Raw genomic sequence first — 14,746 nt, 5'->3', positions numbered from 1 at the left:
AAAAGCCCCCCAAAATGCCCAATTTTGGGGGCTTTTGCGTCTGTTCGCGCCATCAAATCGGCAGCCTCACGTCGGAGACGAACGCGTCGCGCAGCCAGGAGACGAAGTCGTTCCACACCCCGGTGACCAGCAGGGCGCCGACGGCGATCAGCAGCGCGCCGCCGAAGATCTGGATGGCCCGGGTGTGCCGTCGCAGCCAGCCCAGCGCCCCGACTGCCCCCGCCGAGCCGAACGCCAGCAGGACGAACGGGATGCCCAGCCCCAGGCAGTAGGCGATCACCAGCGCCACCCCGCGCGCGACGTTCGCGCCGTCGGTGGCCGACGCGACGGTGATCACCCCGGTCAGCGTGGGCCCCAGGCACGGCGTCCAGCCGAGCGCGAACACCGCGCCGAGCACCGGCGCGCCCGCGACCGTGGTCAGCTGGCGCGGGCTGAACCGGGCCTGGCGCTGCAGCGCCGGGATGAGGCCCACGAACACCAGGCCCATCACGATCGTCAGCACGCCGCCGACGCGCTGCAGCAGCAGCTGGTTGGTGATCAGCGCGGTGGTCATTCCCAGGACGGCGACGGTCCCGAGCACGAACACCGTGGTGAACCCGGCGACGAACAACGCGGCGGAGCCCGCGACCCGCCACCGGGCGGCGGGCGGCGCCTTCAGCGCGCCGGGCGGCGGCTGCTCGTCCACCCCGACGACCGCGGCCAGGTAGGACAGGTAGCCGGGGACCAGCGGGACCACGCACGGCGAGGCGAACGACACCAGCCCGGCCAGCAGGCACACGCCGAGCGCCAGCAGCAGCGGCCCGGCGGCGGCGATCTGGGCGAAGCCGGTCACTGCCCGGCCACCCGCTGCACCACGGGCTGCAGATCCTGGGCTAACAGCTCGCGCAGGAAGACGGCGGCGACCCGGTGCTCGCGGTCCAACACCAGCGTGGACGGGATGACGGTGGTGGGGTACCGGCCGCCGAACGCGATCAGGGTGCGCATCGCCGGATCGTAGATGGAGGGGTAGCTGACGTGGTGATCGTCGACGAAGTCCAGGGCGGCCTGCCGGTTGTTGTCCCGGACGTCGATGCCCAGGAAGGAGACCCCGGCGCCGCGGGTTGCGTCGTACACCTGCTGCAGCTGGGCGACCTCGGCGCGGCACGGCCCGCACCACTGCCCCCAGATGTTGACGACGACGACGCGGCCGGCGAACGTCGGGTCGTCCAGCGACAGGGTGTGCGCCGGGTCGGCCAGGTCCGGCCCCGACAGCGGCCCCGGGCGGCCGCGGCTGGCCGGCGGGTCGTAGTAGATGTCGGTCTTCCCGCCGGGCGAGACGAATTCGAAGGTGCCGCCCTGCGCCACGGCGTCGCGACCGGAGCAGCCGGCCAGCAAAATGGCCACCGCTGCCCCGGCCACAGCCAGCCGGCGGACACTGATGGCGCCGCTTCTCCTCATCGCTTCGCTCTGCATCGTCGCCGGCGCGCGCTCATGGCGCCGCTGGCTGGAAGTACTCGATGTCGACGAGGCGATCGCCGTCGTAGACCAGGGTCGTCACCGAGGCGAGCCCGCATTCGCGTCGCCGCGGGTCGTGCCAGAGCCGCCGGCCGCTCAGGTGCAGCCGCAGCGTCCACACGGGCAGCTGGTGGCTGACGCACACCACCTCCTGCCCGGTGCCGCGGGCGCGCGCCTTGTCCACGGCGGTCGTCATCCGGGCCGCGATCTCGGTGTAGGGCTCGCCCCAGGACGGGGTGAAGGGGTTGCGCAGCTGCCACCAGAACCGCGGGTCGCGCCAGGCGCCGTCGCCCGGGCCGACGCGGCGGCCCTCGAAGAAGTTGAGCGATTCGATCAGGTCGGGGTCGGTGTCCACGGCCAGGCCGTGCTTGGCGGCGATGGGCGCGGCGGTCTCCTGGGCCCGCTGCAGCGGGGAGGCGATGACGGCGGCGACGTCGCGGTCGGCCAGCGCCTCGGCGACCGCGTCGGCCTGCGCCCGCCCCCGCTCGGACAGGTGGAATCCGGGCAGCCGGCCGTAGAGGACGCCGGTGGGGTTGTGCACCTCGCCGTGGCGCACCACGTGGACTTTGGTCTGTTCGGCCATCAGGGCCTGTCCTCCTGTGCGGCCGCGCGGGCCGCGTGGGCCAGCCCGGCCGAGATCCGGTCGAATGCGTCGTCGTCCAGGGCCGTCGAGACGAACCACGCCTCGAAGGCGCTGCACGGCGGGTAGACGCCCGCGTCCAGCAGGGCGTGGAAGAACGGCGGGTAACGCCAGGTCTCACTGGCCCGCGCGGAGGCGAAGTCGGTCACCGGCGTGTCGGAGAAGAACACGCTGAGCATGTTCCCGGCCCGCGGAACCTGGTGCGGCACACCGGCTTTCGTCAGCGCCTCGGACAGCAGCCCGGCCAGCCGGTCGGCGTTGGCGTCCAGTGTGGCGTAGGCCGCGTCGTCCGCGGCGCGCAGCGTGGCCAGCCCGGCGGCCACCGCCACCGGATTCCCCGACAGGGTGCCGGCCTGATACACCGGCCCCAGCGGCGCCAGCCGCTCCATCACTTCGGCCCGTCCGCCGAACGCCGCGGCCGGCAGCCCGCCGCTCATCACCTTGCCGAAGGTGAACAGGTCGGCGGCGACGGGATCGATTCCGTACCAACCGCTTCGGCTGACCCGGAATCCCGTCATCACCTCGTCGACGATCAGCAGCGCCCCGTGCTCGGCGGTGATCGCGTGCAGCGCCGCGTTGTAGCCCGGCCCCGGCGGGACGACGCCCATGTTGCCGGGGCTGGCCTCGGTGATCACGGCGGCGATCTGGTCGCCGAACCGGGCGAACGTCTCCGTGACGGCGTCGATGTCGTTGTAGGGCAACACGATTGTGTCGGCCGCGGCCGCGCCCGTCACCCCGGGCGAGGACGGCAAACCCAGCGTCGCGACGCCGGAACCGGCGTCGGCGAGCAACGCGTCGACGTGGCCGTGGTAACAGCCGGAGAACTTGACGATCTTGGCCCGCCCGGTGAACCCGCGGGCCAGCCGGACGGCGCTCATCGTGGCCTCGGTGCCGGAGTTCACCAGCCGGATCCGCTCGACCGGCGCCACCCGCCCGATGATCTCGGCGGCCAGCCGGCTCTCGGCCGGCGTCGGCGCCCCGAACGACAGGCCCGAGGCGGCGGCCGTGGCGACCGCGTCGACGACGGCCGGGTGGGCGTGGCCCAGGATCATCGGCCCCCACGAGCACACCAGGTCGACGTAGCGGTTGCCGTCGGCGTCGGTGAGCCAGCAGCCCTTCGCCTCGGTGATGAAGCGCGGCGTGCCGCCCACTGCGGTGAACGCGCGCACCGGGGAGTTCACCCCGCCGGGGATGACGGCGCAGGCGTCGGAGAACAGCCGCGCCGACGCGGCCACGCCGCTTCCCGAGGTCGCGGCATCGGCGGTCGCCTGGTCAGTGGAACCCATGCCGACCAGTGTCCCAGCCTCGGCCGATCGTTCAACTACAGGGTGTAGCAGAGCGCGGGCATCAGGCGTCTTGCTGATCGGCTTCCTGCGCGGCCCGCAGCTCGCGGCGGGCGGCTTCGCGTTCCTTTTCCGCCGCGCGCCGGTGGGCGGCGACGTCGCCGAGGCCCTCGGCGACTGCGAGTTCCTCGACCTCGGCGGCGCGCTCGTGGGCGGCGCCGGCTTCGTAGTGGCGATACACCGCGCGTTCACGGGCCGCCTGGTCTCGCTCATGGGCGCGGTCGGCGCGCTCGGCGGCGCGCTTCACGTGGTCCTCGGTGACGGCCTTGCGGGCGGCGAGTTCGGCCTCCCTGCGCAGCAGCTCCTGGGCGCGCTCGGCGGCCACGTCACCCGGGGAGTCGGCCATGACGCGACACTACGCTCGCGCCGCTCACGCGGCAGCCCATGCCTTGAGGCGGGCGGGGTGGGCGGGTTGGATGGAAGGCATGGAACTTCCACAGGGGCTCGCGCGGTTCAATCGGCACGTCACCAATCCCGTCCAGCGGCTGTGGGCCGGCTGGGCGCCGACGTTTTGCATCGTCGAACATGTCGGCCGGCGCTCCGGAAAGCCTTACCGCACGCCGGTTACGGTGTTCACCGCCGAGGTCGACGGCAAGCCCGGGGTGGCGATCCTGCTCACCTACGGCCCCGACCGCGACTGGCTGAAAAACATCACCGCGGCCAACGGGGCTCGGATCCGGCGCTACGGCAAGACTTTCGGGGTCACGGACCCACGGGTGGTCAGCAAGGAGGAGGCCGCGCCGCACGTCGCCCGCGGATGGCGGCCGATTTTCGCCAGGCTGCCGTTCGAGCAAGCGGTGTTGCTCACCAGGACCGACTGACCCGGGCGCGCGCCCGGGCCGCGAAGTACACCGCTATCACCACCGCCCACGACAGCAGGCTGAGCCAGAGCTGGCTGCGCGCCGAGCGGTCGAACGCCATTTGCACCAGCACGGCGGTGATTCCGGCGAGCGTGAGGATCGACAGCAGCGGGAAGAACCACATCTTGATGCGCAGCTTTTCGTCGGGCGTCCGGCGCCGCAGGACGATCTCCGACAGCGCGATCAACCAGTAGACGAACAGGATGACCGCGCCCGACGAGTTCAGCAGGAAGAGGAACACCGTACCCGGCGCGATCCAGGCCATCAGGACGCAGCCGAAGCCGATCGCCGACGAGCACAGGATCGCGATGTGCGGGACGCCGCGCCGGCTGAGCCTGACCAGCCGGGCCGGGGCCTCGCGCCGGTCGGCGAGCACGAACAGCATCCGTGAAGCTGTGTACAGGCCCGAGTTCAGGCAGGACAGCACCGCGGTGAGCACCACGGCGTTCATCACCTGATCCGCGCCGCGCAGGCCCATGTGTTTGAGGGCCGCGACGTACGGGGATGCGCCCAGCTCCACCGAATTCCACGGCAGGATCACCACGAGCAGGAAGACCGAGCCGACGAAGAAGATCCCGATGCGCGCCACCACCGACCTCGTCGCCCGCTGGACCGCCAGCTCGGGGTCGCGGCTCTCGGCGGCGGCGACGGTGACGATCTCGGCGCCGACCATGGAGAAGATCACCACCACGATGGCCGCGAAGACCGCCGCGACGCCCTTCGGGAAGAACCCGCCGTGCGCCGTGAGGTTGGAGAAATCGGGGTGATGGCCGGGCAGCAGGCCCAGCACGAACACCGCGCCGACGGCGAGAAAGATCCCGATCGTGGCGACTTTGATTCCGGCGAACCAGAATTCGAATTCACCGAACGACGACACCGAGAACAGGTTCGTCGCGGTCATCAGCACCATCAGGCACAGCGAGAGTAGCCACAGCGGTGCGTGGAACCAGTAGCCCAGGACCTTGCCGCCGGCGACGGCCTCGAACCCGACCACGATGACCCAGAAGTACCAGTACAGCCAGGCCACCGAGAACCCCGCCCAGCCGCCCAGGGCCTGCGCCGCGTAGTCGGCGAACGACCCCGTCGACGGGTTGGCGGCGGCCATCTCGCCCAGCATCCGCATCACCAGCACGATCAGCAGGCCGCACAGCGCGTAGGTCAGGAACGCGGCGGGCCCGGTGTCCTTGATCACCACGCCCGACCCGACGAACAACCCGGCGCCGATCACGCCGCCCAGGGCGATCATGCTGAGCTGCCGCTGCGATAGCCCTTGGCGCAGTTGGGTGGTGCCGGCCACGGTTAACCACATCACATCGGCGGACGGGCCGCGACCGGTTGCGTTCGCCGAGACTGCGCACAGATCGCGGATTTTGCGAAAATCACGCGCTCACCGCAGTCTCGATGCGGGTGGGGCGCCCGGTCAGCTCACAGGTACAAATCCCGCTCGCGGATCCGGGCCGTGGCGATCACGCTGATGACGGCCGTGGCCACCAGATACCCGCACGCCAGCCACGGCGCCTTCCTGTCGGCGGCGATCAACGCGGTCAGGATCATCGGGGTCACGCCGGAGGCGTACACGCCGGAGAACTGGTAGACGAACGACAGCCCGGTGTAGCGGGTGGCGGTGGGATACAGCGCCGAGTACAGGGTGCCCTGCGCGCCGTAGAACAGCGCGTGCACGACGCCGAACACGACGACCATGGCGAGCCCGAACAGCAGCAGGTTCTTGGTGCCGAACAGCGCGAAGGCGGGGAACGCCAACAGGCCGTAGCACGCCACGCCAACCAGATACACCCGCCGCGGCCCGAATCGGTCGGTCAGGATTCCCGACACCGGCAGCAGCACCGCCATCAGCAGGGCGGCGACGGTGACGACGACCAGGACCGACACCTTGTTGAACCCCAACGCGCCGGTGGCGTAGCTGATCGCGAAAACACCCCAGGTGTTGAACGCCGAGCCCTCGGCCCACCGCGACAGCAGCCCCAGCACGGTGTTGCGCCGGGATCGGGGTTCGCGGACGATCTCGCGGATCGGCACGGTGGACGTCGCCTCGAGGTCGGCCAGCTCGCGAAATGCCGGCGTCTCCTCCACTCGCAACCGGACCACGATGCCGATCGCCACCAGCACCAGGCTCAGCAGGAACCCGATCCGCCAGCCGTAGGCCAGGAACCGGCTCGGGCCCAACGCGATTTGCAGAAACGCGAAAATGCCTGTGCCCAAGGCCAATCCGAGCGCCAGGCCGACCTGCGGGATGGCGCCGAAGCGGCCGCGTCGGTCCGCGGGGCTGTGCTCGACGGCGAGCAGCACCGCGCCGGCCCACTCGCCGCCGAGCGCGAACCCCTGCAGGATGCGCAGCGTCAACAGCAGCAGCGGCGCCCAGGCCCCGATCTGGGCGGCGGTCGGCAGGACCCCGATCAGCGCCGTGGCGACGCCCATGATCAGCATCGTCAGCGCCAGGCTGCGCTTGCGACCGATCCGGTCCCCGATGTGCCCGAACACCAGGCCACCGATCGGCCGCATGACGAACCCGACCGCGAACGTCGCGAACGCCAAAAGCGTTCCCACCAAAGAGGTTTCGTTGGGGAAGAACACCTTGCTGAACACCAGGCCCGCCGCGGTGGCGTACAGGAAGAAGTCGTACCACTCCACGGTGGTGCCCAGCAGGCTGGCCGCGACCACGATGCGCAGCCGACGGCGGCGTTCGACCTCGGATTCCTCGTGACCTTGCGGCGCGGCGACGCCCGCGTCGGGCAGCGTGGTTGCCATGGCCTACTGCGCGGACGCGATCGCGAACGGCGTCGACGGCGCCGGGTGTGATTGGCGGTTGGGGTGCTGCCACAAGCCCTTTCGTTCGAGCAGCGGCAGGACACCCTCACCGAACCAGTACGCCTCCTCCAGGTGGGGATAGCCCGACAGGATGAAGTGGCTGATGCCCAGTCGCGAGTACTCGGCCAGGCGTTCGGCCACCTCGGCGTGCGACCCGACCAGCGCGGTGCCCGCGCCGCCGCGCACCAGGCCCACCCCGGCCCACAGGTTGGGGCCGACCACGAGCCGGCCGCTGTCGCCGCCGTGCAGGTCCAGCATGCGGCGCTGGCCCTCGGACTCGCTACGCGCCAGGCTGGCCTGCACCCGCTCGACGTCGGCCGGGTCGACCGCGGCGAGCAGCCGGTCGGCCTCGGCCCACGCCTGCTCGGAGGTGTCGCGACTGATCACGTGAATCCGCAAGCCGTACTGCAGGATTCGCCCCGCATTGACGGCCAGCCCGCGGATCCAGTCGAGTTTCTTGGCGACGGCCGCCCGCGGCTCGCCCCAGGTGAGGTAGACGTCGGAGTACTTGGCCGCGACCGGCCCCGCGGCGGCCGACGACCCGCCGAAGAACACCGCGGGGATCGGGTCGGGCGGGTTGTTCAGCTGCGCGCCGTCGATGCGGATGTGGTCGCCGGCGAAGGTGACCGGCTCCCGCGAGGCCCAGAGTTGGCGCACCACGTGCAGGAACTCGGCGGTGCGGGCGTAGCGCGATTCCTTGTCCAGGAAATCCCCGTAGGCGCGCTGCTCGTGCGGTTCGCCGCCGGTGACGACGTTGAGCAGCAGCCGGCCGCCCGAGTGCCGCTGGAACGTCCCGGCCATCTGCGCCGCCAGGGTGGGACTGAGCAGCCCGGGCCGGAACGCGACCAGGAACTTCAGCGTCTCGGTGCCCTCGATCAGCATCGCCGTCGTCAACCACGCGTCCTCGCACCATAATCCGGTCGGCGTGAGCACGGCCTCGAAGCCGTTGTCCTCGGCCGCCGCGCAGATCTGGTGCAGATACCGCAACGTCGCGGGCCGGTCGCCGTGCATCGCGGTGCCGTGCCCGCCCGCGACCAGGTTTCGCGAATCCCCGTACGTCGGCAGGAACCAATGAAACGCCAGGCTCATTCACCCTCCCTCGTGTCCAACCCCCGATGGTGCGGGACATCGGCGGGACGCGCGAGGGTTGAAAACTGCGAGATTGGATCCCGGGCCGACGCTATTGCGGGTTGCCGGTACGGGGGTCGAGGGCCAGCGCCGGTTGAGCGGGGCCGGTGAAATCCAGCATCCCGGTGAGCGCGCCCGCGCGCTCGTCGAACGAGTGGTCGCCGATGCGCCCGGTGCTCCAGTTGTCCTCGATGAACCGCAGGATCGACGTCTGGTCGGTCAACGTGTGGTCCACGAAATTCGTTCTGGCGTAAGGGGATATCACGAGCAGCGGCAGCCGCGGGCCGTACCCGCAGCGGCCCTGATACGCGGCGGGCGCGGCGGCGGGGTCACCGCAGCGGCCCGGACCGTTCAGCGCGTCCTCGGGCGTGGCCGAGGAGGTCACGATCGGCGAGGGTTTGTGATCGTACCAGCCGTCGGAGTCGTCGTAGGCGACGACGATCGCCGTATCGCGCCATTGCGGGAGCCGCTGCAGGTGGTTGACCGTCTCGACGAGGAACCGCTGCTCGTCGAGCGGATCGGAGTAACCGGCGTGCCCGTTTTGGTAGGCGGGCGGTTTGAGGAAGCTCACCGCCGGCGGGTGGCCGCCGTCGGCGGCGGCCCAGAAATCGGCCAGGTCGTATTGATGGTTGGCCTGGTCGCTATGCCCGATCTGATCGGTCGCGCTCGGCGGCAAGTGGTGCGGGTTGGCGGTGGACGGGTAGTACTGGAACGGCTCGTGGTGCGGGACGTAGTCGGGCTTGGTGCCGAACGGCAGCGGCCCGGTCTTGCCGGATCCGCCCACGGCGTCACCGATGTTGTGCGTCGCGCCGCACTGCGCCGCGCCGTCCGCCCCCTGGCCGGTGGGCTTGAAACCGCCCTGGAACCAGCCCCACGTGACGCCCTTCGCGTTCAGCAGGTCACCGATGTTCTTGTTGCCGGCGCTGAACTGCACCTGGTCGCGCGACGAGCAGTCGTCGCCGAGGGGCTGCGAGTCGTTGATCAGGCTGCCCTGGCCGTTGCCGGTGTCGTCGATCACCATGTGCGGCGGGAACGGCTGGCCGCCGGGCATGAATTTCTTTGTCACCCCGTGTGTTTGGCCCGAGACCAGGTTGATGTGACCGGGCGACGACGGGCCGAAGGTGGTGTTGTAGAAGTTGTCGCTCATCGAGTAGTGCTGCGCGTAGTTCCACAGCGCGGTCACCGTGTTGCCGTCGTAGTAGCCCATCACCAGGCCGGGGGCATTGAAGAGCGGCGCCGGGCACGGCTCGCCCTCGGTGTGCTCGACGAACCGATCCATCGCGCCGCCGTTGAAGGCCAGTTGCTCGGCCTGGTATTCGTGGTCCTGATCGCAGGTCACGATCTGACCCGTCCCGCCCAGCCGCATCGGCTGCACCGAATTGGGGTTGTGCGTCAACAACTCTGGGGTCAGGCCGTCCACCGCGGGGGTGCCCGGTCTGGCGGTGAACGGTTGGCCGTCGACGCCCGCCGCGTGGGGATACGTTCCGAAGTAGTGGTCGAACGAGACGTTCTCTTCGAAGATCACCACCAGGTGGTGGATCGGCGTGGCGGTCGCGGGCTCCGGGCTCGGGCTGGTGGGTCGATGCCCGCACGCGGCGACGAGGACGAGTGCGGCCAGCACCGCGGCGAAACGCTGCAATTCCATGCCGCCGAGGCGTACCGGCTTTAGGTCTTCAGCCGGGGCCCATTGGGTGAACGGCGCCTCAACGCGAGGCGTACGGTCCATCAAAGATCACCTCTTCGTGACCAAGAGATCACGCCAGATCACGCAATGCTTCCAATACGGCGTGGCTCGGCCGGGAATGCCGGCTCGGCGCGGCATCATTGCGATCATGCCTGACCTGACACGCCGGGCGGTGCTCCGGATGGGTGCCGGCGCCAGCCTCGGGGCCGCGGGCGTGTTCGCCTTGAGCGCCCTGCTGGATCCGATCAAGCCGCAAGCGGCGCCCGCGCCGTACGAGCCCCCGACCGCGGGCGCCGCGCTGCCGAGCAAGATCACCGGGTCGTTCGTGTCGGCGGCGCGCGGGGGCGTCAAGACCAACTACGTGATCGCCGTGCCGCCGGGCCAGACCGGGATGCTGCGCCCGGTGATCGCGCTGCACGGCGTGGACGGCGACGCCAACCAGATGCTGGAGATGGGGGTACAGGAGGGGCTGGCCCGGCTGGTCAAGGAGGGCAAGCCGGCCTTCGCCGTCGTGGGCGTCGACGGCGGCAACACTTATTGGCACAAAAGGGCTTCCGGCGTCGACTCGGGCGCGATGGTACTCGAGGAGTTGCTGCCCATGCTGTCCTCGATGGGCATGGACACCTCACGGGTGGGCTTCATGGGGTGGTCCATGGGCGGCTACGGGGCGCTGCACCTGGGCGCCAAGCTGGGGCCGTCGCGGACGGCCGGCATCTGCGCGGTCAGCCCGGCGCTGTACACCTCGTTCACGGGCAGCGCGCCGGGAGCGTTCGACAGCTACGACGACTGGGTACAGAACAGCGTCCTGGGTGTGCCCGCGCTGAACTCGATTCCCCTGCGCGTCGACTGCGGCACGTTCGACCGCTTCTATTTCGCCACAAGACAATTCGTCGGCCAACTGAAGACCCCGCCCGCGGGTAGCTTCTCGCTGGGGGGACACGACATTGGTTACTGGCGCACGCAACTGCCGGGTGAACTGGCCTGGATGGCGACCTAGCTCACGCAGATGACAGTCCGGCAGGAAGTGCTCGCCAGCGGCCCACGTCGAGTGGAGCGGCGGACCTCTCGGAAGGGATTCCGGCCCGACATCGAGGGATTGCGGGCGGTCGCGGTCATCGCCGTCGTGCTCTACCACGCGGGCATCCCCGGCGTCGCCGGCGGCTACATCGGTGTGGACGTCTTCTTCGTCATCTCCGGTTTCCTCATCACCGGCCTGCTGTGGCGCGAGGTCACCACCACCGACACCGTCCGGCTGGGCCGCTTCTACGGCGCACGCGCCCGGCGCCTGCTGCCCGCCGCCGCCGCCGTCGGCGTGGTCACCGCCGCGGCGGCGGCCGCGGTGCTCCCACCCCTGCAGGCGCGCAGCGTCTTCCTCGACGGCATCGCCAGCGCCCTGTACGTCGGCAACTACCGGTTCGCCCGCCAGGGCACCGACTACCTGTCCTCGGATGCCCCCTCGCCGTTCCAGCACTACTGGTCGCTGGGCGTCGAGGAGCAGTTCTATCTGGTGTGGCCGGTGCTCATCATCGGCACCGCGTGGCTGGTCCGCCGCGCGAAAGGCGGTGCCAGCAAGGCGGCGACGCCCTATGTGGTGGTGCTGGCGGTGGTAGGCGCGGCGTCGCTGGCGGCGGGCGTGGTGTGGACCCGCACGTCGCCCGCCTTCGCGTTCTTCTCGTTGCCGACCCGCGCCTGGGAGCTGGCGGCGGGTGGCCTGGTGGCCCTGTCGATCCCGGTGTGGCGCAGGCTGCCCCTGCTGCCCGCGTCGATCGCGGGGTGGGGCGGCCTGGGGCTGATCGCGCTCACCTGCACCCAGCTGGGTCCGGGCACCCCCTACCCCGGTACCGCGGCCCTGCTGCCCGTGCTGGGCACCGCGCTGGTGATCGGCGCGGGTTGCGTGACGGGCGGGCTGGGCGCCGGACGCCTGCTGTGCAAGCCGGCGATGCGGGCAATCGGCCGGGTCTCCTACTCCTGGTACCTCTGGCACTGGCCGGTGCTGTTGCTCATGCCGCCGCTGCTGGGCGAGCCCGCCGGGCTGCCCGCCCGGCTGACCGCGACCGCCGTGTCGGCGGGCCTGGCCGTGATCACGCTGCATCTGGTCGAGGACCCCGGCCGGTTCGCCGCCGCCCTGCGCCAATCGGCGAGGGCCAGCCTCGCGGTGGCCGGCGCCGCCAGCGCGGCGGCGGCCTGCGCGTGCGTGCTGTTGCTGACGTTGACGCCGGTGCCGACGGGTCACGGCGTGGCGGCGCCGAAAGCCAACATCGTCGCGGTGCCCCCACCCGGCGTCGCCGCCGTCAGCGCGACCGACGCGGCGCTGCGCCAGGCCATCGCGCAGGTGCGCGACGCTGTCGCGACGTCCGCGGCGCTGCGCGCCGTCCCGTCAAACCTCGAGCCCCCGCTCGCCAAGGCGCCCGCCGACAAGGCGGCCATCTTCGTAAACGGGTGCGTGCGGTCTTGGCGCGACGTGGGCCAAAGCGATTGTGCGACGGGCGATTTGGCGTCGCCGACGACGGTGGCCCTGGTCGGAGACTCGCACGCCGCCATGTGGGAGCCGGCCTTCCAGCGGGTCGCCGAGCAGCGGCACTGGCGGCTGGAGGCGCTGGCCAAGGTGACCTGCCCGCTGCAGGAGCTTCGCATCACCAGCCCGTACCTGGGCCGCGAGTACACCGAATGCGCCCAGTGGCGCGGCCAGATCATGGACCGGCTGAAGGCCGAGCGCCCGCGCCTGATCGTGCTGGACATGAGCCGTCGCTACGGGGCGGATTTCGGTTTCACCTCATACGACCCGGCCTGGATCGACACCCTGGGGCGCACGGTCGAACAGTTCCGGAGCACCGGCGCGACCGTGCTGGTTCTCGGGCCCGCCCCGGATCCGCACGGGCAGGTGCCGGCCTGCCTGTCCGGTCACCTCGACGACGCCACCGCGTGCGCGCCGGCCCGATCGGCCGCGCTCGACGGAGACGGCATGGGCGCCGAGCGGGCGGCGACCACCGTCGCCGGCGGGCAGTACGCCGATCTGACCGACCTGTTCTGCGCCGTCGACCGCTGCCCGGTGATCGTCGGCAACACCCTGGTTTTCCGGGACGACAACCACATCACGACCGAGTACGCGCAACTGCTGACACCGGTGATCGGTGCGCTTGCGGACCGCGCCCTGGCGGACGGCTGACGCGTAATGAACTTCTCGAGATGCACGAACGTCATATCAGTGAAAGGTGTTTGGAGGTTTTCAAGATGACTCCGCTGCTGCTGATCTGTATTGCGGCCATCGCGCCCGTCGCGGGCGTCGGCCTGATGCAGTTGCAAACGCGCCTGGAGCAATGGGATTACGAGCGCCACGCGGAAGACTAGCTAAAGCCTTGCGCGCCTGAGCCTTTGGCGGCTCATCGCAGCATCATCGAGACAGCTGCATGCCGATCAGGGGCGCGATCTTGTCCGCCAGATACTGATGCCCCGCGTCGTTGGGGTGCACACCGTCGGGGCCGATCAAATCAGGCCTGTCGACGAACCAGCGATCACCGATCGGATCGACAAACGCCGCTCCGGCGGCCCGCGCCGCGCCGTTGAGCACGTCGCGAATCTCGAGGACGGAATCGGGCACGTCGGCGGTCGGCCACGGCGGCCCGATCACCAGCAGCCTGGCGGACGGCGACAGGCGCCGCGCCAGAGCGAAGGTGTCGCGCACCTTTCCGGCCAGCAGCTCGGGGTCCTCGGGATGAAAGCCCTGGTCGTTTCGGGAGCCGAAGAACACCACGAGCGCATCCTCCGGCTTGACCGCCCTCCCGGTCAGGTCCTCGAAGATGCTGCCGTGGTCGCCGCGCACCCCGTAGCCGGCCCTGCCCTCGGCCGACACGTCCGGCACGATGCGCACTCCCCGCTGTGCGAGCGTGTGCCAGGCCAGGGCGGTCCACGAATTCGGGCCGAGGCCGCCCTCGTCGGTTCCGGTGGTGTACGAGTCGCCGACCACCGCCACGTGGTTCAGCCGGGAATCCAGGGTCAGGGTTTGGTAGGCCCGAACCCGTGGCGGGCCCGCGAGGACGACGCCCGCCACCAGGGCGAGGCCGAGCACGAGCGTCGCCAGGCGACTCATGGCTACCTCCCCCCGGAAGCTGTATCGTCGTGCGCCGCATACCGAATCAACCGAATCGTACGAGGAAACGGCGCGAACTGGGCGTCAATCCGCGCAAATGGCGGCTGGCCGCTGTCGCCATGGTAGCGACGGGTTCCGGGCGCGAGCGGGCCCGCTGCCGAGGTAAATCTCACACCGCGCGGGCCGAAATCGCTTCCCGCGCATCCTCGATAGGACGAACCTTGGCGCCGACCGCTGCAGTGTCCGGCTCTAAGGGCTCGGTCTTCGCGGTCGCGGGCCGGACGTCGACCATCCTGCGCATCCAGCGGCGCGCGGGCTCTTCGACGAAGTGATACAGCAGGATTGACATGCCCACGGCAATCGCAAGCAGGCCGACGACGTTCCATTTCCACGGGTTGTTCTGCGGCGTGAGCTCGAACTCCTCGACCGCCCATCCCCAGGCGGTGTGCACCAGCTCGTGGACCATGTACAGGCAGAACGAGATCTGTCCGCCGTACACCATGGCCCGGGTGGAGAGGATCCTCGGCAGGCCCCCCACGCCGATGGCCAGGGCGATCACCAGCGGAACGAACAGCACGTCGACCACCCCGCCGCTGTCGTTCTCCACCACGCCGTGGATCGGGTGCGCGCTGAACCAGTACAGGACGCCCACCATGGCCGCCAGCAGAAGCAGGGACACATACC

14 protein-coding genes are annotated in these 14,746 nt (G+C 70.4%); 3 read left to right on the top strand and 11 right to left on the bottom strand.

Annotated features, from left to right (window positions below; genetic code table 11):
- Positions 1 to 52: 52 nt before the first annotated feature.
- The 5 genes from A5706_RS15510 to A5706_RS15490 form a co-directional block, all read right to left on the bottom strand.
- Positions 53 to 832, bottom strand: coding sequence for a cytochrome c biogenesis CcdA family protein (locus tag A5706_RS15510; protein WP_068132128.1), 780 nt, complete (start codon positions 830 to 832; stop codon positions 53 to 55).
- Positions 829 to 1,419 carry a TlpA disulfide reductase family protein gene (locus tag A5706_RS15505; RefSeq protein ID WP_231985312.1) on the bottom strand — a complete coding sequence of 197 codons (591 nt, stop codon included), beginning with the start codon at positions 1,417 to 1,419 and terminating at the stop codon, positions 829 to 831. The genes A5706_RS15510 and A5706_RS15505 overlap by 4 nt, the downstream gene beginning before the upstream one ends.
- 49 nt (positions 1,420 to 1,468) lie before the next feature.
- Positions 1,469 to 2,077 carry a histidine phosphatase family protein gene (locus tag A5706_RS15500; protein ID WP_068132125.1) on the bottom strand — a complete coding sequence of 203 codons (609 nt, stop codon included), beginning with the start codon at positions 2,075 to 2,077 and terminating at the stop codon, positions 1,469 to 1,471.
- Positions 2,077 to 3,420: a glutamate-1-semialdehyde 2,1-aminomutase gene (gene hemL / locus A5706_RS15495; protein WP_068132124.1), complete on the bottom strand. Its 1,344-nt coding sequence runs from the start codon at positions 3,418 to 3,420 to the stop codon at positions 2,077 to 2,079. Before hemL ends, A5706_RS15500 begins: the two co-directional genes overlap by 1 nt.
- 61 nt (positions 3,421 to 3,481) lie before the next feature.
- Positions 3,482 to 3,823 (bottom strand): hypothetical protein, encoded by a 342-nt coding sequence (locus A5706_RS15490; protein ID WP_068132122.1) that lies wholly within the window; start codon positions 3,821 to 3,823, stop codon positions 3,482 to 3,484.
- Between the two features lie 79 nt (positions 3,824 to 3,902).
- On the opposite strand from A5706_RS15490, the gene A5706_RS15485 reads away from it, so the two are divergent.
- On the top strand, positions 3,903 to 4,298 hold the full coding sequence (locus A5706_RS15485; RefSeq protein ID WP_068132183.1) for a nitroreductase family deazaflavin-dependent oxidoreductase: 396 nt from the start codon (positions 3,903 to 3,905) through the stop codon (positions 4,296 to 4,298).
- On the opposite strand, the gene A5706_RS15480 is transcribed toward A5706_RS15485, so the two are convergent.
- The 4 genes from A5706_RS15480 to A5706_RS15465 form a co-directional block, all read right to left on the bottom strand.
- Entirely contained in the window at positions 4,282 to 5,634 is a 1,353-nt protein-coding gene (locus A5706_RS15480) for an amino acid permease (protein ID WP_068132185.1), read from the bottom strand. The genes A5706_RS15485 and A5706_RS15480 overlap by 17 nt on opposite strands.
- Positions 5,635 to 5,762: 128 nt before the next feature.
- Positions 5,763 to 7,103 carry an MFS transporter gene (locus A5706_RS15475; RefSeq protein ID WP_068132120.1) on the bottom strand — a complete coding sequence of 447 codons (1,341 nt, stop codon included), beginning with the start codon at positions 7,101 to 7,103 and terminating at the stop codon, positions 5,763 to 5,765.
- A 3-nt stretch (positions 7,104 to 7,106) separates the two neighbouring features.
- Positions 7,107 to 8,252 (bottom strand): LLM class flavin-dependent oxidoreductase, encoded by a 1,146-nt coding sequence (locus tag A5706_RS15470; protein ID WP_068132119.1) that lies wholly within the window; start codon positions 8,250 to 8,252, stop codon positions 7,107 to 7,109.
- A gap of 91 nt (positions 8,253 to 8,343) precedes the next feature.
- The gene (locus A5706_RS15465) at positions 8,344 to 10,017 is read right to left on the bottom strand and encodes a phospholipase C (protein ID WP_231985309.1); all 1,674 of its coding nucleotides are present in this window, start codon (positions 10,015 to 10,017) and stop codon (positions 8,344 to 8,346) included.
- Between the two features lie 106 nt (positions 10,018 to 10,123).
- Between A5706_RS15465 and A5706_RS15460 the strand changes: the two genes are divergently transcribed.
- Complete coding sequence (locus tag A5706_RS15460) at positions 10,124 to 10,972, top strand: alpha/beta hydrolase family protein (protein ID WP_304528398.1); 849 nt, start codon at positions 10,124 to 10,126, stop codon at positions 10,970 to 10,972.
- Between the two features lie 51 nt (positions 10,973 to 11,023).
- On the top strand, positions 11,024 to 13,141 hold the full coding sequence (locus tag A5706_RS15455; protein WP_197517845.1) for an acyltransferase family protein: 2,118 nt from the start codon (positions 11,024 to 11,026) through the stop codon (positions 13,139 to 13,141).
- Between the two features lie 225 nt (positions 13,142 to 13,366).
- Here the strand turns inward: A5706_RS15455 and A5706_RS15450 are convergent, their stop codons facing one another.
- Together A5706_RS15450 and A5706_RS15445 are read right to left on the bottom strand one after the other, a co-directional pair.
- Complete coding sequence (locus A5706_RS15450; RefSeq protein WP_068132112.1) at positions 13,367 to 14,062, bottom strand: GDSL lipase; 696 nt, start codon at positions 14,060 to 14,062, stop codon at positions 13,367 to 13,369.
- A 169-nt stretch (positions 14,063 to 14,231) separates the two neighbouring features.
- On the bottom strand, positions 14,232 to 14,746 hold a 515-nt coding region (locus A5706_RS15445), incomplete at its 5' end, for an acyltransferase (protein ID WP_197517842.1).

It is taken from the genome of Mycobacterium sp. E796 (assembly GCF_001672815.1).
GTDB lineage: Bacteria > Actinomycetota > Actinomycetes > Mycobacteriales > Mycobacteriaceae > Mycobacterium.
This window is presented reverse-complemented; position numbering and strand designations above follow the sequence as displayed.